The sequence below is a fragment of the Nocardiopsis sp. NPDC006139 genome, assembly GCF_040614155.1.
GTDB classification, from domain to species: Bacteria; Actinomycetota; Actinomycetes; order Streptosporangiales; family Streptosporangiaceae; genus Nocardiopsis; species Nocardiopsis changdeensis.
Genome location: NZ_JBEXTT010000008.1, coordinates 228781 through 246061, shown reverse-complemented (window position 1 = coordinate 246061; position 17281 = coordinate 228781). Strand labels below are relative to the sequence as shown.

16 protein-coding genes and 2 CRISPR repeat arrays are annotated in these 17281 nt (G+C 74.0%); of the genes, 10 read left to right on the top strand and 6 right to left on the bottom strand.

Going from position 1 to position 17281, the window contains the following annotated elements:
* Window positions 1-6 precede the first annotated feature (6 nt).
* Window positions 7-582, top strand: coding sequence for an ATP-binding protein (locus ABZ249_RS13535; RefSeq protein ID WP_355261643.1), 576 nt, complete (start codon window positions 7-9; stop codon window positions 580-582).
* Between the two features lie 448 nt (window positions 583-1030).
* A CRISPR array of direct repeats spans window positions 1031-2289; the repeat unit is 29 nt; unit sequence GTGCTCCCCGCGCACGCGGGGATGGTCCC.
* Window positions 2290-2329: 40 nt separating this feature from the next.
* Here the strand turns inward: ABZ249_RS13535 and ABZ249_RS13530 are convergent.
* Window positions 2330-3082: a metal-dependent hydrolase gene (locus ABZ249_RS13530; protein WP_355261640.1), complete on the bottom strand. Its 753-nt coding sequence runs from the start codon at window positions 3080-3082 to the stop codon at window positions 2330-2332.
* Window positions 3083-3565: 483 nt separating this feature from the next.
* Window positions 3566-4207 (bottom strand): acyltransferase, encoded by a 642-nt coding sequence (locus ABZ249_RS13525; protein WP_355261637.1) that lies wholly within the window; start codon window positions 4205-4207, stop codon window positions 3566-3568.
* Window positions 4208-4437: 230 nt separating this feature from the next.
* A CRISPR array of direct repeats spans window positions 4438-5809; the repeat unit is 29 nt; unit sequence CTGCTCCCCGCGCACGCGGGGATGGTCCC.
* Between the two features lie 224 nt (window positions 5810-6033).
* On the opposite strand from ABZ249_RS13525, the gene ABZ249_RS13520 reads away from it, so the two are divergent.
* The 3 genes from ABZ249_RS13520 (at window position 6034) to ABZ249_RS13510 (ending at window position 8695) form a co-directional block, all read left to right on the top strand.
* On the top strand, window positions 6034-6603 hold the full coding sequence (locus ABZ249_RS13520; protein WP_355261634.1) for a TetR family transcriptional regulator: 570 nt from the start codon (window positions 6034-6036) through the stop codon (window positions 6601-6603).
* A complete protein-coding gene (locus ABZ249_RS13515; protein WP_355261631.1) occupies window positions 6600-7811 on the top strand; it encodes an FAD-dependent monooxygenase in 1212 nt (403 codons plus the stop codon). The genes ABZ249_RS13520 and ABZ249_RS13515 overlap by 4 nt, the downstream gene beginning before the upstream one ends.
* A gap of 122 nt (window positions 7812-7933) precedes the next feature.
* The gene (locus ABZ249_RS13510; protein ID WP_355261628.1) at window positions 7934-8695 is read left to right on the top strand and encodes a phytanoyl-CoA dioxygenase family protein; all 762 of its coding nucleotides are present in this window, start codon (window positions 7934-7936) and stop codon (window positions 8693-8695) included.
* Between the two features lie 61 nt (window positions 8696-8756).
* On the opposite strand, the gene ABZ249_RS13505 is transcribed toward ABZ249_RS13510, so the two are convergent.
* Genes ABZ249_RS13505 through ABZ249_RS13495 form a run of 3 tightly spaced genes read right to left on the bottom strand, consistent with a single transcriptional unit; the run spans window position 8757 to window position 9764 of the window.
* Window positions 8757-9083, bottom strand: coding sequence for a DUF1048 domain-containing protein (locus tag ABZ249_RS13505; RefSeq protein ID WP_220560865.1), 327 nt, complete (start codon window positions 9081-9083; stop codon window positions 8757-8759).
* A 1-nt stretch (window position 9084) separates the two neighbouring features.
* Entirely contained in the window at window positions 9085-9441 is a 357-nt protein-coding gene (locus ABZ249_RS13500; RefSeq protein ID WP_355261624.1) for a DUF1048 domain-containing protein, read from the bottom strand.
* Complete coding sequence (locus ABZ249_RS13495; RefSeq protein ID WP_355261621.1) at window positions 9438-9764, bottom strand: PadR family transcriptional regulator; 327 nt, start codon at window positions 9762-9764, stop codon at window positions 9438-9440. The genes ABZ249_RS13500 and ABZ249_RS13495 overlap by 4 nt, the downstream gene beginning before the upstream one ends.
* Window positions 9765-9988: 224 nt before the next feature.
* On the opposite strand from ABZ249_RS13495, the gene ABZ249_RS13490 reads away from it, so the two are divergent.
* Both ABZ249_RS13490 and ABZ249_RS13485 read left to right on the top strand, forming a co-directional pair.
* Entirely contained in the window at window positions 9989-10435 is a 447-nt protein-coding gene (locus ABZ249_RS13490; protein WP_355261618.1) for a hypothetical protein, read from the top strand.
* Between the two features lie 241 nt (window positions 10436-10676).
* Window positions 10677-11171: a hypothetical protein gene (locus ABZ249_RS13485; RefSeq protein WP_220560869.1), complete on the top strand. Its 495-nt coding sequence runs from the start codon at window positions 10677-10679 to the stop codon at window positions 11169-11171.
* Window positions 11172-11240: 69 nt separating this feature from the next.
* Here the strand turns inward: ABZ249_RS13485 and msrA are convergent, their stop codons facing one another.
* Window positions 11241-11750: a peptide-methionine (S)-S-oxide reductase MsrA gene (gene msrA / locus ABZ249_RS13480; RefSeq protein ID WP_355261615.1), complete on the bottom strand. Its 510-nt coding sequence runs from the start codon at window positions 11748-11750 to the stop codon at window positions 11241-11243.
* A gap of 335 nt (window positions 11751-12085) precedes the next feature.
* Between msrA and ABZ249_RS13475 the strand changes: the two genes are divergently transcribed.
* The 4 genes from ABZ249_RS13475 (at window position 12086) to ABZ249_RS13460 (ending at window position 17249) form a co-directional block, all read left to right on the top strand.
* Entirely contained in the window at window positions 12086-13492 is a 1407-nt protein-coding gene (locus tag ABZ249_RS13475; RefSeq protein WP_355261846.1) for an MDR family MFS transporter, read from the top strand.
* Between the two features lie 171 nt (window positions 13493-13663).
* The gene (locus tag ABZ249_RS13470) at window positions 13664-14182 is read left to right on the top strand and encodes a 2Fe-2S iron-sulfur cluster-binding protein (RefSeq protein WP_355261612.1); all 519 of its coding nucleotides are present in this window, start codon (window positions 13664-13666) and stop codon (window positions 14180-14182) included.
* Entirely contained in the window at window positions 14179-15171 is a 993-nt protein-coding gene (locus ABZ249_RS13465) for a xanthine dehydrogenase family protein subunit M (protein WP_355261610.1), read from the top strand. Before ABZ249_RS13470 ends, ABZ249_RS13465 begins: the two co-directional genes overlap by 4 nt.
* Window positions 15168-17249 carry a xanthine dehydrogenase family protein molybdopterin-binding subunit gene (locus tag ABZ249_RS13460; protein WP_355261607.1) on the top strand — a complete coding sequence of 694 codons (2082 nt, stop codon included), beginning with the start codon at window positions 15168-15170 and terminating at the stop codon, window positions 17247-17249. Before ABZ249_RS13465 ends, ABZ249_RS13460 begins: the two co-directional genes overlap by 4 nt.
* Window positions 17250-17281 lie beyond the last annotated feature (32 nt).

Here is a 17281-nt window from a genome sequence, read left to right as displayed (position 1 = left end):
TTTGTCATGCTCGCAATCGTTCCCTCACCCCCGCCGATGCCGCCGTTGCCGGAGGTGACCCTTCCCCTCGGGGAGCTGGTGCCGCGGCGGTGCCGGCACTACTTCAACCCGCACGCCCGCCGGGCGCACTACAAGGTGCGCTCCTACGAGTTCGGGTCCTCGCCGCAGCTGATGCCGCTGGTGCGGGCGTTCCTGGACGCCAGTGCCGCCGAACGCGACGCCGACTACCGGTACCTGTTCACCCTGCTCGGGTCGGAGCTGGCCGCGAACGCGCTCACCCACTCCCGCTCGGGTCGGCCGTTCGGCACCTTCACGTTGCGCTGCGAGCGCAGCCGTGTGGGACTGCGCCTGACCTGCACCGACCAGGGGCACCCGGACGGGCGCACCACCCCGGACGGGCAGCGCGACCACCTGACTGCCGACCCCGCCGGGCTGGACGTGGGAGCCGAATCGGGCCGAGGGCTCGCCCTGGTCGATGCCCTGGCCACCTCCTGGGGCGACAACGGCATCGCAGACCACCGCCAGGTGTGGTTCTTCCTGGCCTACGACCTGACCGACAACCTCTGGGCCACTGCGGCCTGAACGGACTTCGCGTCCCGAACGCGAAACGGGCCCAGGAGAGCGCGGCAACGCTCCCCGGGGCCCTCAATCCCGAAATCCACAGTTCCACGTGTAAGAAAGCAGGATCGGTGACGCATCCTATCCCGCGCCCCCGCCCGCCGACCGGACCGCCCAGGCCGCTGCCCAGGCGCCCCCGTCCCCCGAAGGAGTGGGCCGCCTGACCGGAGCCGCGCGCCCCGCCCGCGCCTGTGCGGGCGGGGCGTTCTGTGTTCCCCGGAACCCGACAAGGGCTTCTCCGTCGTGGCGTTCGTGGTGGGATCGCGGTGACTGTGGGGGTGCCCGTTGCCTTGGTGCGCTCAGTCCGGTAGAAAGCCTTGGAGCTTAAGAACGAAGCTTGGGTGTTTTGTCTGTTTCTTGAAAAGTCATAAAATCGGCCGGTTCCCGGTGGCATATGCCCAGGTCATTTACTGTGCTCCCCGCGCACGCGGGGATGGTCCCGCCGCGCTCCCGAGGCTGGCCACGGCCCCGACGTGCTCCCCGCGCACGCGGGGATGGTCCCCCCCCACGGGAGCGCCGCCAAAACGTCGGAAAGTGCTCCCCGCGCACGCGGGGATGGTCCCATCAAGTAGCGCTTGTTCGTGTAGGCGCTCCAGTGCTCCCCGCGCACGCGGGGATGGTCCCCCACCCCGGCACAGCTGGTCCACCGGCTCCGCGTGCTCCCCGCGCACGCGGGGATGGTCCCGATTTCCTCAACGAGGAAGAGGCCGAGCAGGTGTGCTCCCCGCGCACGCGGGGATGGTCCCGGCTCCCGGTCGATCCACCGTTGCGCCATCACGTGCTCCCCGCGCACGCGGGGATGGTCCCCCACAGGCTCGTGCCCGGGTGCCTGCGCAGGGGTGCTCCCCGCGCACGCGGGGATGGTCCGCCGGGGCGCCCCCAGGGGGTCAGCGGGACAGGGTGCTCCCCGCGCACGCGGGGATGGTCCCGATCTTGGCGTGGTCCTCAGCCTGCGGGGTGTGTGCTCCCCGCGCACGCGGGGATGGTCCCCACCGGCCGGACCGAGTGCGGCGGGCGCCGGCGTGCTCCCCGCGCACGCGGGGATGGTCCCACGGCACTGCTCGCCCCATCAACATCGGCCACGTGCTCCCCGCGCACGCGGGGATGGTCCCCAGGTCGACGCCTGGTGGCTGCGCGCGATCGGGTGCTCCCCGCGCACGCGGGGATGGTCCCTTGAGGTACGTTTTCGCTGGTCAGAGTGCCATGTGCTCCCCGCGCACGCGGGGATGGTCCCTTCGGGCGCTTCTTGTCCGCGTAGGCGCTGCCGTGCTCCCCGCGCACGCGGGGATGGTCCCTGGGAGTGGGACGGAGGCGCCGGGGTCCCCACGTGCTCCCCGCGCACGCGGGGATGGTCCCGGTCCACGCTCACCGCCCCGGACGCTTACGTCGTGCTCCCCGCGCACGCGGGGATGGTCCCCGCACGGCCACCGCCTCCCCGAGCAGGAGCTGTTCCTGCGAGGTGCTCCCCGCGCACGCGGGGATGGTCCCGCGGTGGTGATCTCCATCCACTTCCCGGTGGTGTGCCCCCCGCGCACGCGGGGATGGTCTCTCCAGGCGGATCCCGGCGTTCGCGGTCTTGTCGTGCTCTCCGCGCACGCGGGGATGCTCCCGGCGAGTCGGCCGACGACGCTACCCCGGAGCAGTGCTCCCCGCGCATGCGGGGATGGCCTTTGGTCCTGTCAGCCTGTCAGCCACAGGGAGACCGCCCCGATCACACCGGCGGCACCGGCGACCCCAGCAGCACCGTCACCGGTGCCGCGATCACCGACACCACCCGGATCCCCACCTCCACCGGCGACTTCCCCGTGTGGAACGCCACCGGGCTGCGGAACATCCACCACCGTTTCCCGTTCACCACGAACGGCCACGCCAGCGGGACCCCTGACCTCGTGAGCCAGTCTCCGAGGACGTGCACCAGAGCGCCCGCGAACACCACCGAACCGATCAACCACCACGCCGGTGTCTGCTCGTACCCCAGCATCGCCGCCACCGCCAGTCCTCCGGCGATCCACAGCGTCGTGTGCTTGCGCTTCTTCAGCGAGCCCAGCTTCTTCATCGGCCGCAGCACCGTCCCCAGTCCGAGGGCGACCATCGCGAACACCACCAGGCCCGCACCCAACGGCACCAGCGACACCAGCAGAGCGACCAGCCCGAACACCGCACACGCCGGCACGGTGTGGGTGAGGTACCGGTGCCCACCCTCCTGCGGATGTCGCCGCTCCACGTCGGTGGCGGTCCTGCGGTACACGGCCTTGGAGGCGTCCCGGAGTTTGCGGGATGCCAGCTCCGTCACCCGCCCCAGTGACCGGCCGACCGTGGACCCGGGCTCGTCCAGGTCCGGGAGCAGCGCCGCGCCGCCGCCGATGAGGGCGCACCACAGGGCGGTGAACGGATCGGTCTGGACGGCGACCGCGACGGCGGCTCCGGCGAGCAGGCCGGTCGCGGCGTGCGAGGTACCCATCATGGGGGACTCCAAAATGCAGGGGAGGGAGGGCGCCTTGACTGTCTCTCGGACATACGACAAGAACCCGGATAAATGTGCCAGAAGGTCGTTCGTGAATGCTCTCCGCGCACACGGAGCTGGGGTAGCGGACACGACTCCCGAACCTTCTGCATGCGGTGACAGGCGGCGATCTCGGTGAACCAGGTCTCGGCCCCTGCCGGTGAGGACGCACGGGCGACCGCGAACCGGCCGGGCGCTACCCACCCCGAGGGTGCGCGCCGTCGGTGGTCGGCCCGATGCGGGCACCGCGTGACCGGCGGTGTTCGGGGAGCGGCGCACGGCGGGGGCCGTGCCACCACGGCGCGGACGGGCCCGGCGGGCAGATGCGTTCCCGTGGCTCAACCCATCGCCACCAGGAACACCACAGACGGAGAAGACCGCACGGCCGGAGGGGTACCCGGGCAGCGCATCGCTTCACCACGGCACAGGGGGAGGAACGCGGCACTAGTCGGGGTTCAGGACCTCGTCGTCCGCGTGCGTGCCGAACTCGGCGACGCGCACCTCCGCGATGCGCTCGTACCGGCTGATCCGGTCGGTCCACTCCGCGTCGACGCCGAACGCCGCCTTCGCGAAGCCCACCCTCCCGATGGCCTCCGCCAGCTCCGGATCGCCCGGGGCCAGCAGCCGCAGCGGCGCGTCGAGCGCCACGGTGTTCGGCGGCACGAAGAACTCGTCCGGCACCACCGCGCGCGCATGGACGAGTGCGCCCACGGCGACGACCGCGCCGGCCCCCAACCGGGCGCCCTGAAGGACCGTCGCCGCGGTCGCCACATAGGCGCACCTGCCGACCTCGCAGCCCAGCAGAGTGGAGTGCGGGCCCACGAAGACGTGGTCGTGGACGAGCACCGGCTGGTCACTGGCGACCGCGGACGCGCGCAACACCGCGTTCTCGCAGATCACCGCAGCCTTCCCGACCTCGATCCGGGACCCCTCGGAGTCGAGCACCGCGCCGTACATCACCCGGGCCCTGGGGCCCACGCGGACGTCACCGACGAGCGTGGCGGTGGGGGCCACGTAGGCGGTGGGGTGGACCTGCGGCTCTTGGCCGCGATGCCGGATACGGATCCCCTGTGCTCCAACGGTCATGAGCGGATTGTCGCCCGAGGGGGTGCAGGAGTGCTGGCGGATTTCAGACGCCGCGTTCGCCGGGATCCGTGCCGCCCGCCGCCTGCCGATCCACGGCTCCCATTGCCCGGACCCGATCCATCCGGTAGAAACCCCTGAGAGCCCACCGAGCAAGGCCGGGCGTTTTGTCCGTTTCTTGAAAAGTCATAAAATCGGCCTGTTCCCAGGGGTATCCGCGCAGGTCATTTACTCTGCTCCCCGCGCACGCGGGGATGGTCCCGTTGCCGCACACGACGAGGCCGCGGTCCATGACTGCTCCCCGCGCACGCGGGGATGGTCCCCGCCACTGGGCGTTGCCGTGGTAAGGGCACCCCTGCTCCCCGCGCACGCGGGGATGGTCCCACAGCGCGCGGGGGCGCCCCGGCGGCCTGGGCCTGCTCCCCGCGCACGCGGGGATGGTCCCTGCGTCGAGGTCGCGGAGGGGCCGACCACGGCCTGCTCCCCGCGCACGCGGGGATGGTCCCACCCCGCTCCCGCTCAGCCGGAAGCAGCTGGACTGCTCCCCGCGCACGCGGGGATGGTCCCGACGTCACCGCCAGACGCGCCGACGGCGGGCACTGCTCCCCGCGCACGCGGGGATGGTCCCCGGTTTGGACACCCGCTGACCTGTAACACCGCCTGCTCCCCGCGCACGCGGGGATGGTCCCGCGATCCGCCGCGAGATCAAGATGCCTAGGTGCTGCTCCCCGCGCACGCGGGGATGGTCCCCGGTGGCGCACCCCTGAGGGGGTGCGAGCTGGCTGCTCCCCGCGCACGCGGGGATGGTCCCAGCTCCAGCCCGTGGATTTCGCCTTCCTTGGCCTGCTCCCCGCGCACGCGGGGATGGTCCCGCCGACGACAGGAGAGACGATGACCGTCCAGTCTGCTCCCCGCGCACGCGGGGATGGTCCGCCCCGGACCTGGGGCGGTCCGGGGCCGGGGCGCTGCTCCCCGCGCACGCGGGGATGGTCCCGAGCTGGGGAAGATGATGGGGTGGGGGCGCCACTGCTCCCCGCGCACGCGGGGATGGTCCCGGAACTCCTCCAGTCAGCACGCGGGGGCGGACCTGCTCCCCGCGCACGCGGGGATGGTCCCTCCCCGGCGGCATCCTGAAGCGCGGAGCGTCGCTGCTCCCCGCGCACGCGGGGATGGTCCCCGGGTGGTGGCCGGCGCCCGCTCGGGGAAGGACTGCTCCCCGCGCACGCGGGGATGGTCCCAGCGCGGCGGCGTCCCACCGCATCAGCGCCCCCTGCTCCCCGCGCACGCGGGGATGGTCCCCCCCGGGGCGGCATCGTGGGGTGGAGCTCCGGCTGCTCCCCGCGCACGCGGGGATGGTCCCAGCGCCGGGTCCTGGAGCGGGCCCATGACGTTCTGCTCCCCGCGCACGCGGGGATGGTCCCGTGAAGGAGGCGCTGGCGGCCTACATCGCCCACTGCTCCCCGCGCACGCGGGGATGGTCCCGACCCGCAGACCCTGGCCAACCGCATCGGGGCCTGCTCCCCGCGCACGCGGGGATGGTCCCGGCCTGTACACCCTGACCGGGAGCGTCGCCTCCTGTCTCCCGGCGCATGCGGGGATGGTCCCCGAGCCCGGTGCTGCCCGCGAGGGTTGGGGCGCTGCTCCCCGCGCATGCGGGGGGCTTGTGGGCTGGGACCGGATGTGGGTGAGGGGCCTGCCTGGCGTGAGGTCGGGGCCTTGGGGGTGAGTCCGGCCGAGCGGCAGGGGTGTACGAGCGCCCCCGACATGTGGCATGCTCGGATTTGGGCACTCGTCCAAGGCGATCGCCCAAAACCTGTTCAGGAGGACGCATGACCACACAGCGAGCGCAGGAGGTGCGGGAGCGCCTGCTGGCCGCCGCGGCGGAGCTCATCGCAGAGCGGGGCTGGGCGGGGGTGAGCACCCGGGTCCTGGCCGAGCGGGCCGGGGTGGGGCCCGGGCTGGTCCACTACCACTTCTCCTCCCTGCGCGTCCTGCTCAACGAGGCCGCCCTGCGCACCATGTCCGGCGTCGTCCTCGAAGGCGCCGCCCACCTCCCCGGCACCACCGCCCGGGAGGGCCTCGACCTGATGCTCGGCAAGCTGGACGCCTACTCCGGCGACGACCCCACCTCGGTCCTCTTCATCGAGACCTACCTCGCCGCCGGGCGCGACGCGGAACTGCACCAGGCCCTCACCCGCCTGCTGGCCGACTTCCGCGACCTGCTCGCCGACTGGATGCGCGCCGCCGGCGTCCCCGACCCCGACACCACCGCCCGCGTTCTCGCCTCGGCCGTGGACGGGCTCATGCTGCACCGCCCCCTGGACCCCTCCCTGACCGCCGAGTCCGTCGTCCCCGTTCTGCGCAGGCTCCTCCTCGGAGCCGTTGAGGAGTCACGATGAGCACACCCCACGCCGTCATCGCCGGAGCCGGGATCGCCGGCCTGGCCCTGGCCCGGCGCCTGGCCCACCACGACTGGCGGGTCACCGTCGTCGAACGCGCCCCCGGCCCGCGCCCCCAGGGCTACATGATCGACTTCTTCGGCCCCGGCTACGACGCCGCCCGGATCATGGGCCTGCTGCCCCGCCTGCGCGAACTCGGCCACGACTTCTCCGAGGCCGTCCTGGTCGACGAGCGGGGCCGCCGCCGCGCCTCGGTCGGATTCCAGCGCTTCGCGGAGGCCCTGGGCGGCTCCGTCGTCTCGCTCATGCGCCCCGACCTGGAACTGGCCCTGCGAGAGTCCCTCCCGGCCGGCGTGGACCTGGTCTACGGCACCGCCCTGACGGGTGTGGAGGAGCGCCCCGACGGCGTCGCGGCGCGGCTGTCCGACGGCCGCGTCCTGGAGGCCGACCTGCTCGCCGGCGCCGACGGCATCCACTCCACCGTGCGGAGCCTGGTCTTCGGCCCGGAGGAGGACTACCTGCACCACCTGGGCTTCCACACCGGGGCCTTCGTCTTCGAGGACGCCGCCCTGCACGCCCGCACCCGGCAGCGCTTCCTGCTCACCGACAGCCTCGGCGCCCAGATGGGGTTCTACGCCCTGGAGGGGGCCGAGGTCGCCGTCTTCACCGTGCACCGGACCCGGGACACCACCCTGCCCGAGGACCCCCGCCGGGCCCTGCGCGAGGCCTGCGCGGGCCTGGGCTGGGAGGTGCCCCGGGCGCTGGAGCTGTGCCCCGAGCCCGCGCAGGTCTACTACGACCACGTCGCCCAGGTGCGGATGGACTCCTGGTCCCGGGGCCGGGTGGTGCTCCTCGGGGACGCCTGCCAGGCGGTGTCGCTGCTCGCCGGCCAGGGCGCCTCGATGGGCGTGGGCGGTGCGTTCGTCCTGGCCGAGGAACTCGCCGGGGCGCCCACCCTGCGCGAGGGGCTGGAGCGCTACGAGGCGCGGTGGCGGCCCGTGGTGGAGGAGCGCCAGCGCGCGGCCCTCACCGGGACCTCCTGGTTCCTCCCCGACACCGCGCTGCGCCTCCGGCTGCGCCGCCTGGTCCTGCGGCTGTCGGCCCTGCCCGGGGTGGACCGCCTGGTGGCCTCGGCGGTGTCGGGCAAGCCCAGCCGGGTGATCGGCGACCTGGCCTCCGCCTCCCCGGGCGAGCGCACCGCCCCCTGAGCCCCGGCCGGGACCCGACCGAACGCGCACGCCGACTGTCGGGTCGCGCCGCCCGGGCACCGCATAGCGTTTCCTGCGGACGGGGCACGCCGCCCCGCGACCGTGGTGAGAGGAGACCGCACATGCTGTCCGAGCGCGACGTCGAGGCGTTCGTCCGGGACGGGTTCGTCGCCCTGCGCGGCGCGTTCCCCCGCGAACTCGCCGACCGGGGGAGGGAGCTGCTGTGGGCCGACCTGGACTGCGACCCCGGCGACCCGGCCACCTGGACCCGGCCGGTCATCCGGCTCGGCGGCTACCACGACCCGCCGTTCCGCGAGGCCGCGTGCGCCCCCGCGCTGCTCGAGGCGTTCGACGCGCTGGTGGGGGAGGGGCGCTGGCAGCGGCCCGGCGGGCTGGGCACGTTCCCCGTGCGCTTTCCCAGCGAGGAGGACCCCGGGGACGCCGGCTGGCACCTCGACGCCTCGTTCGCCGGAGAGCAGGGGGAGGCCCGGATCAACCTCCGCTCGCGCGGGCGCGCGCTGCTGATGCTCTTCCTGTTCTCCGACGTGGGCCCCGACGACGCACCCACGCGCATCCGCGTGGGCTCGCACCGGGACCTGCCCCGGCTGCTGGCCGACGCGGGCGACGAGGGGCGCGAGTTCATGGACCTGTGCGGCGAGGCGGTCCCCGCCGGTGAGGGGCGGCCGGAGGCACTGGCCACCGGAGAGGCGGGCGACGTGTTCCTGTGCCACCCGTTCCTCGTGCACAGCGCGCAGCCGCACCGGGGCTCCGTGCCGCGCTTCATGGCCCAGCCCCCGCTGCTCCCGGTGGGGGAGCTCGACCTCGAGGCCGAGCACCCCACCCCGGTGGAGCGCGCCGTCATCGAGGCGCTCCGCGACGGCTGACCCGCGGCGGCCCGGGGGGCGTTGTCCACCGGGCCGCGCGGCAGCCGCCCCGGGCGCGGGTTCACGCGCCGGGGGAGCCGGAGCCCTCGGCCGCGGACGCCTGGTAGAGGTCCGCGTAGGTCGGCGTGTCCTTGATCAGGTCGTCGCAGAAGGCGGCGACGTCGGGGCCGATGAGGTCCATGACCCCGGTGCCCGCTGCGGCCCCCTCCTCGAAGAAGTCGACGATCCCCGAGAGCAGGTCCCCCTCGGCCAGGCCGACCGGCCCGACCTTGAAGTAGTACCTCTGGATCTCCTTGTAGACGATCTGGTAGTCCGGCGGCAGCGCCTTGACCCGCGCCACGTGCGCGCGCCACTGCCGCTTGCCCTCGATGATGTCCTGGACGCCCATGTCAGCCTCCCAGCCGGGCCAGTTTCCTCGCGACGTTCCGGTTCAACTGCTCGCGCCACCGGTCCCGGTGGCTCCGGGCCCCCTCCCCGCCGGCCAGCGCCGCACAGAAGCCCGCGATGTCGTCGCCCAGGACGTCGCGGACGTCCTGCCCGTCCGCCGCGGTCTCCTCCAGCAGCCCCAGGGCGCCGTCGAAGATCGGCATCAGGTTGCGTCCCGAGAAGTCCGAGTAGGGGTACAGGTGGGCCTTGATCTGCTCCCACGCCTCCCGGTGGCCGGTCGGCAGGGCCGCGGCCCGGACCTCGAACGCCTTCCACTCCCGGGTGAGGTCGCTGCCCGTCACCGTCTCCCAGAGGTTCATCCCCCGTCCTTCCTGAGCTTCTCGATCCGGTCCGAGACGTAGTCCCACTTGGCCCAGAACGTGGCGAGCTGCGCCCGCCCCGCGTCGTTGAGCGCGTAGAACTTGCGCGGCGGCCCCACCCCGGAGGGCCGTTTCGTCACCTGGACGAGGCCGTTCTTCTCCAGGCGCAGCAGGATGGTGTAGACCGTCCCCTCGACGACGTCGGCGAAGCCGAGCTCGTTCAGCCGCCGCGTGATGGCGTACCCGTAGGTCTCCTCGCCGCCGATGATCTCCAGCACGCAGCCCTCGAGCGTGCCCTTCAGCATCTCCGTCAGGTCTTCCATCGCAGGTCCTCTTCAGTCCTCCTGGTACTTCGTGGCACAGAGTACTACTATAAAGTACCACAAGGTAGCGGTGGACGTGAGGCGAACGGGAGAACCCGGCCCGGGGTCCGGGCGCGGTCGCCGCCCCCTCGGCAATACCTCGGCCGGACCGGCGAGGCGCTCCCGCCGTTCGGGCCCGACATGGCGCAGGATCGGTTGCGGGACCACGGCACGGGGAGGACACCATGACGGAACGGAAGGGCATCCCGGTACGGGCCTGCCTGCTGGGCCTGGCGGCCGGATCGCGAGCCAGCCTGGGCGTGGGGACCGCGCTGCGCACCGTCCCCTGGGGCGGCCGGGCGCTGACGGTGTTGACGGTGCTCGGCACCGCCGCGGAGTTCGTCGGCGACAAGCTTCCCGGCGTCCCCAGCCGCCTGGGCTGGGCGGGGCTCGCCCCCCGCATCGCCAGCGCCGCCACCGGCGGCGCCCTCCTGGCCCGCGCCGCGGGCGCCCCGGCCCTTCCCGCCGCCCTGATCGCGGGCGCCACCGCCCCCGCGGGGGCCTGGGCGGGCGTCGCCTGGCGCGAGGCGTGGGGCCGCGTCGGCCCGGACACCGCCGGGGCGCTCATCGAGGACGCCGTCGCGCTCGCCGTCTCCGCGGCCGCCGCCCGGGGCCTGGCCCGCGAGGACTGACCGCCGCACCCGGCGCGGACCGGGCGTCCGCCCGCGGACCCGGACGGACGACCGAAAAGCCGGAAGAATCAGGGAATTTCGACCGAACGGCTCCGAACGGTGACTTCGCCATCACAGGTGCGCTGAGCTGCGCCTTTGTGTGCGACGGGGACGGGATTCCCAGGGCCGGGCCCTCGGGAACCCCTGGGGTTGCGGGAATCCTGGTTCACACCTGCACCTCCCGTCACTCTAAGGTTCGCTCATGATCAACAATCGGAACGGGCGCCCCATCGTGCGAGGCGAGTCCCCCGCCCTGGTCGGCGAACTCCTGGCCGACTTCGAAGCGCGCACAGGGGCCGCGCACACCGCCGCCTTCGACCTGGACGGCGTCCTCCTCGGCCACGCCGGGCACCCCGACGACGAGGCGGCCACGGCGCGCGCCGAGCAGTCGGCCTCCAGCTCCTACATGCTCGCCTCCCTCTCCACCGGGGTGGGCACCACCCTGCCCTCCCTCAGCCGCCCCGGGGGGCTGGGCCGCCCCGACCACCTGCTGCTGCGCTACCGCGGCCGCGACGAGAACGGCCGACGGCCCTCGCCCTGGTGGGTGCTGGTGGTCCCCGTCCCCGAATGGGGCGGCCTGGTCACCGAGATCCCGCCGGGCTCCGACGCCTCGGTCACCGCGGTCATGAGCGAGCTGCTGCTGTCCTCCGAGCGCATCCACGCCGCCCTGGCCGAGGCCGGGCTCGTCGGCGGCTGACACGCCCTCCCGGAACGCCGAGGGGCCCCGGCCGTCCGGCCGGGGCCCCTCGGGCCTCGCTTCACGTCCTCACGCGGTGGCCCCGCGCCTGGGCAGGCGCCACTCGGGCCGCGGGAAGTGGCAGGTGTACCCGTTCGGGTACTTCTCCAGGTAGTCCTGGTGCTCCGGCTCGGCCTCCCAGAAGGCCCCCACCGGCTCGACCTCGGTGACCACCGGGCCCGGCCACAGGCCGGACGCGTTCACGTCGGCGATGGTGTCCTCGGCGACCTTCCTCTGGTCCTCGTCCACGTAGTAGATCGCCGACCGGTAGCTCATCCCGATGTCGTTGCCCTGGCGGTTCAGGGTCGTCGGGTCGTGGATCTGGAAGAAGAACTCCAGCAGCTCCCGGTAGGAGGTCCGCTCCGGGTCGAAGTGGATCTCGATCCCCTCGGCGTGCGTCCCGTGGTTCCGGTAGGTCGCGTTCTCGACGTCGCCCCCGGTGTAGCCCACCCGGGTGTCGACCACCCCGGGGAGCCTGCGGATGAGGTCCTGCATGCCCCAGAAACAGCCTCCGGCCAGGACGGCGCGCTCGGTCGTCATCTGTGACCACCCTTTCTTCGTGCGGCGTCCTTCATAACACCTCCGGGCCGCGGGGAGTTCCCGCCGCCCCGGGCGCGCGGGTGCGGGCCGCGCCACACGGCCGCGGACCCGTTCCCGCCCAGGTGGGGATGCCGCAGAACACAGCGCCGCAGCGGGAATGTCCTAAACATGTGGAAGGTTGGGAGTTTTCCGGGAGAGAATATTTGCACTCCCTGCATCCCCCGCGCACTGACGGACACCACGAACCACAGAGGACACTTGTGACCGGGACACCCACACCATCCGACCGCGCGCCGGAGACCGCCGACACCGGGCCGGAGCCGCGCGCCGACCGCCTGGTCATCCCGTTGCTCCTGGTCTCGGCGTTCGTCGTCATCCTCAACGAGACCATCATGGGCGTGGCCCTGCCCGCGCTCAACAAGGACCTGGGCATCTCCGTCTCCACCGGGCAGTGGCTCACCTCCGCCTTCATGCTGGTGATGGCCGTGGTGATCCCCGCGACCGGCTACCTGCTCCAGCGCTTCCACGTGCGGCAGGTGTTCATCGCCGCCATGTCGCTGTTCACCCTGGGCACCCTGCTGTGCTTCCTGGCGCCGGGCTTCGCGTTCCTGCTCATGGGGCGGGTCGTCCAGGCCGTGGGCACGGCGATCATGATGCCGCTGCTCATGACCACCATCCTCAACACCGTGCCCGCCGAGCGGCGCGGCCGCACCATGGGCAACATCTCCATCGTCATGTCGGTGGCGCCCGCCGTCGGCCCGACGCTGGCCGGCCTCATCCTCAGCGTCCTGGACTGGCGCTGGATGTTCGGCCTGGTGCTGCCCATCGCCCTCCTGGGCCTGACCCTGGGCGCCCTGTTCATCCGCAACGTCACCGAGCCGCGCCCCTCCACCATCGACATGTTCTCGGTGCTGGTCTCGGCGTTCGCGTTCGGCGGCCTGGTGTACGGCTTCTCCAGCCTGGGCGGCCACGGCGGCGGCCCGATCCCGCCGCAGCTGGCCATCGGCATCGGCGCGGTGGCGCTGGTGGTGTTCGTGTGGCGGCAGATCCGCCTCCAGCGCGACGAGCGCGCCCTGCTGGACCTGCGCGTGTTCCGCTCCACCCAGTTCTCGATCTCCATCGGGCTGGTCGCGGTCAGCTTCATGGCCCTGTTCGGCACGCTGATCCTGCTGCCGCTGTACATGCAGAACGTGCTGGAGTACGACACCCTGGCCACCGGCCTGGCCCTGCTGCCGGGCGGCCTGACCATGGGCCTGATCGCACCGTTCGTCGGCCGCCTCTACGACAAGCTCGGCCCCCGGCCGCTGGTCATCCCGGGCGCCGCGCTGGTGTCGGCGATCCTGTGGGCGATGACGACGTTCGACACCCAGACCCCGCTCGGGTTCATCATCGCCACCCACGTCATGCTCACCATCGGCCTGGGCCTGATGTTCACGCCGCTGCTCACCGGCGCCCTGGGGTCGCTCACCCCGCAGCTGTACTCGCACGGCAGCGCGGTCGTCGGCACCGTGCAGCAGGTCGCGGGCGCGGCGGGCACGGCCGCGTTCGTCGCGGTGATGGCGGCCTCCACGGCCGGCTACCTGGGCGACGGCCTGCCGGAGACCGAGGCCATGGCGGGCGGCATCCACGTCGCCTTCCTGCTCGGCGCCTCGATCTCGGTGCTGGCGTTCGCGGCCACGTTCTTCGTGCGCCGCGCCGCCGCCGGCACCGGGGAGGTCCCGGCGGCCGCCGCCGCGCACTAGCCGCACCGCGCCACGGCCGGCTCCCCACCGGGAGCCGGCCGTTCGCGTGCCCGGGACCGGACGCCGGGATCGGTTCCCCCCGCCGTGTCGGCTTCGTTCCGCCGTGCCCCCGTCGCAGACTGTGGGGAGCCGTCGCCCGCGGCTGCGCAGATCACGGAGGGGGCACCCGCAGTGGACGTCACGATCACCCTGCACGTCGACGGCCGCGAGCACGAGCTCACCGTCGACACCCGCACGGGGCTGCTGGACGCCCTGCGCGACCGGCTGGGGGAGACCTCGCCCAAGAAGGGGTGCGACCACGGGCAGTGCGGCGCCTGCACCGTCCTGGTGGACGGCCGCCGCATCCTGTCCTGCCTCGCGCTGGCCGTCGCCCACGACGGAGCGGAGGTGACCACCGCCGCCGGACTGGCCCCGCCGGGCCGGCTGCACCCGGTGGCCCGCGCCTTCGTCGACCGCGACGCCCTCCAGTGCGGCTACTGCACCCCGGGGCAGGTGTGCTCGGCCATCGGCGTCATCGACGAGGCCGCCCGCGGCTGGCCCAGCCTCATCACCGGGGACACCGGGGACACCGGGGAAGGGGCACCGGTCCCGCTGGACCGCGAGGAGATCCGCGAGCGCATGAGCGGCAACCTGTGCCGCTGCGGGGCCTATCCCCGCATCGTCGAGGCGGTCGAGGAGGCGGCGCGGTGAGGCCCTTCGACTACAGCCGGCCGACGGACGCCGCCGCGGCGGTCGCCGAGGTCTCGGCCGACCCCGGGGCCGCCTACCTGGCGGGCGGCACCAACCTGGTCGACCACCTCCGGCTGGGCGTCGAACGCCCCGGCCGCCTCGTCGACCTGCGGTCCCTGCTCGACGACGGCGTCGAGGAACTGCCCGGGGGAGGGCTGCGGATCGGCGCCGGGACGCCCAACGCCGACCTGGCCGCCCACCCCCTGGTCCGCCGGCGCCACCCGATGCTGTCGGCCGCCCTGCTCTCGGGCGCCTCCGGGCAGGTGCGCAACGCCGCCACCACCGGCGGCAACCTGCTCCAGCGCACCCGGTGCCCCTACTTCCGGAACCCCGCCACCCCCTGCAACAAGCGCGAACCGGGCTCGGGCTGCTCCGCCCTGGAGGGGCACGGCCGCCACAACGCGGTCCTGGGCGCCTCCCGCCACTGCGTCGCCGTCCACCCCTCGGACATGGCGGTGGCGCTCACCGCCCTCGACGCGCGGGTGCGCGTCCTGGGCCCCGGCGGCGAACGCACCGTCCCCATGCCCGGCCTGCACCGCCTGCCCGGCGAGGAGCCGCACCGCGACACCGTGCTGGAGCACGGGGAGCTCATCATCGCGGTGGACCTGCCCGACCCGCCCGGCGGGCAGCGCTCGGCCTACCGCAAGGTGCGCGACCGGGCCTCCTTCGCCTTCGCCCTGGTGTCGGTGGCCGCCGCACTGGAGGTCGACGGCGGCCGCGTGCGGCGGGTCCGGCTGGCCCTGGGAGGCGTGGCGCACGCCCCCTGGCGCGCCCGCCGCGCCGAGGAGGCCCTGACCGGCGGCCCCGCCACCGAGGACGCCTTCCGCGAGGCGGCCCGCGCCGAACTCGCCGACGCCCGCACCGGGCCCGACAACGCCTTCAAGCCGGGGCTGGCGGTCTCCACCGTGACCGCCGTGCTGCGCGACCTGGCCGGGGAGGGGGACCGGTGAGCGGGCGGGACGGAACGCGCGCCCTGGGACTGCCGCTCGCCCGGCTGGAGGGCGCCGACAAGGCCACCGGCCGGGCGCCCTACGCCTACGAGCACCCCCTGCCCGACCCGCTGTACCTGCACCCCGTGACCTCGACCGTCGCCCGGGGGCGGATCACCTCCGTCGACGCCTCCGCCGCCCGCGGCACGGACGGGGTCCGCCTCGTGCTGACCCACACCACCGCCGAGCGCCTCGCGGACACCGCGGACCGCGAGTTCGCCGTCCTGCAGTCCGACCGGGTGGCCTTCCACGGGCAGCTCGTCGCCGCCGTGGTCGCCGACACCCCCGAGACGGCCCGCGAGGCGGCGTCCCTGGTGCGGGTGGACTACGCGGTGGAGCCGCACGACGTGGTCCTCACCGCCGACCACCCGGGCCTGTACCGCCCCGAGGACGAGGACGACCCGGCCGACACCGAGCAGGGCGACCCCGACGCCGAGCTGGCCCGGGCACCGGTCGTCGTCGACCGCACCTACCGCACCCCCATGGAGCACAACAACCCCATGGAGCCCCACACCACCGTCGCCGTGTGGGACGGCGACGGCGGCGGGCTGACGCTGTACGACTCCACCCAGGGCGCCCACCCGGTCCGGGAGACGGTCGCCGGAGTGTTCGGCCTGGACCCCGCACGGGTCCGGGTGGTGTCCCCGCACGTGGGCGGCGGGTTCGGGTCCAAGGGGTCGGCGCACGCGCACAACATCCTCGCCGCCATGGCCGCCCGGGAGCTGCCGGGCCGGCCGGTCAAGTTCGCGCTGACCCGCCCGCAGATGTTCTCCCTGGCCGGGCACCGGACACCGACCGTCCAGCGGGTGCGCCTGGCCGCCGAGCGCGACGGCCGCATCCGCGCCCTGGTCCACGACTCGGTGGAGCACACCTCCACGGTCAAGGAGTTCACCGAGGGCAGCGCGGCGGTCTCGCGCATGATGTACGCCGCGCCCCACCGCCGCACCACCCAGCGCCTGGCCCCGCTCGACGTGCCCATCCCCTTCTGGATGCGGGCCCCCGGCGAGGCGCCCGGGATGTACGCCCTGGAGTCGGCCATGGACGAGCTGGCCCAGGCCTGCGGGATCGACCCCGTCGAGCTGCGCCTGCGCAACGAGCCGGAGACCGACCCGCGCACCGGCGAGCCCTGGTCGGACCGCCGGCTGGCCCGGTGCCTGCGCGAGGGCGCCGAACGGTTCGGCTGGGCCGGCCGCGACCCCGCGCCCGGGACCCGCCGGGAGGGCCGCTGGAGGGTGGGCACCGGGGTGGCCGCCGCCGTCTACCCGCACCTGTACAACCCCGGCTCCGCCGCCGAGATCGGCTACGACGGGGACCGCTACACGGTGGACATCGGAGCCGCCGACATCGGCACCGGGTCGCGCACCGCGCTCACGCAGATCGCGGCCCAGGCGCTGGAGCGGCCGGTGGAGGAGGTGCTGCTGCGCCTGGGCGACACCGACCTGCCCCCGGCCACGGTGGCCGGCGGCTCCAGCGGCACCGCGTCCTGGAGCGCGGCCGTGCTCGCCGCCGCGGCGGCCTTCCGGGAGGAGCACGGGGCCGACCCCCGGCCCGGGGCCCGGGCCCGCGCCGCGGCCCCGGAGGACACGGTGGAGCCGGGCCGCGCGGTGGCCTCGTTCGGGGCCCACTTCGCCGAGGTGCGGGTGGACGCCGACACCGGGGAGGTCCGGGTGCCGCGCATGCTGGGGGTGTTCTCGGTGGGCCGGGTCGTCAACCCGCGCACCGCGCGCTCCCAGTTCGTGGGCGGCATGGTCATGGGGCTGTCGATGGCGCTCCACGAGCGCAGCGTCCTGGACCCCCGTTTCGGGCACGTGGTCAACGCCGACCTCGCCGAGTACCACGTCGCCGTCAACGCCGACGTGGGCGAGGTGGAGGCCCACTGGCTGGAGGGCGAGGACCCCTCGGCCGGCCCCCTGGGGCTGCGCGGGGTCGGGGAGATCGGCATCGTCGGCACCGCGGCGGCCATCGCCAACGCCGCCCACCACGCCACCGGGGTCCGCGTCAGGGACCTGCCGCTCACCCCGGACCGGTTCGCGGGCTGAGGGCGGGACGGGGCCGCCGGGGGCCGCCGCCG

What these genes read in the sequence shown, in the direction of transcription:
- ABZ249_RS13535 (WP_355261643.1), top strand. Translation starts at nt 7, where the DNA reads ATGCTCGCAATCGTTCCCTCACCCCCGCCGATGCCGCCGTTGCCGGAG.
- ABZ249_RS13530 (WP_355261640.1), bottom strand. Translation starts at nt 3,082, where the DNA reads ATGATGGGTACCTCGCACGCCGCGACCGGCCTGCTCGCCGGAGCCGCC.
- ABZ249_RS13525 (WP_355261637.1), bottom strand. Translation starts at nt 4,207, where the DNA reads ATGACCGTTGGAGCACAGGGGATCCGTATCCGGCATCGCGGCCAAGAG.
- ABZ249_RS13520 (WP_355261634.1), top strand. Translation starts at nt 6,034, where the DNA reads ATGACCACACAGCGAGCGCAGGAGGTGCGGGAGCGCCTGCTGGCCGCC.
- ABZ249_RS13515 (WP_355261631.1), top strand. Translation starts at nt 6,600, where the DNA reads ATGAGCACACCCCACGCCGTCATCGCCGGAGCCGGGATCGCCGGCCTG.
- ABZ249_RS13510 (WP_355261628.1), top strand. Translation starts at nt 7,934, where the DNA reads ATGCTGTCCGAGCGCGACGTCGAGGCGTTCGTCCGGGACGGGTTCGTC.
- ABZ249_RS13505 (WP_220560865.1), bottom strand. Translation starts at nt 9,083, where the DNA reads ATGGGCGTCCAGGACATCATCGAGGGCAAGCGGCAGTGGCGCGCGCAC.
- ABZ249_RS13500 (WP_355261624.1), bottom strand. Translation starts at nt 9,441, where the DNA reads ATGAACCTCTGGGAGACGGTGACGGGCAGCGACCTCACCCGGGAGTGG.
- ABZ249_RS13495 (WP_355261621.1), bottom strand. Translation starts at nt 9,764, where the DNA reads ATGGAAGACCTGACGGAGATGCTGAAGGGCACGCTCGAGGGCTGCGTG.
- ABZ249_RS13490 (WP_355261618.1), top strand. Translation starts at nt 9,989, where the DNA reads ATGACGGAACGGAAGGGCATCCCGGTACGGGCCTGCCTGCTGGGCCTG.
- ABZ249_RS13485 (WP_220560869.1), top strand. Translation starts at nt 10,677, where the DNA reads ATGATCAACAATCGGAACGGGCGCCCCATCGTGCGAGGCGAGTCCCCC.
- msrA (WP_355261615.1), bottom strand. Translation starts at nt 11,750, where the DNA reads ATGACGACCGAGCGCGCCGTCCTGGCCGGAGGCTGTTTCTGGGGCATG.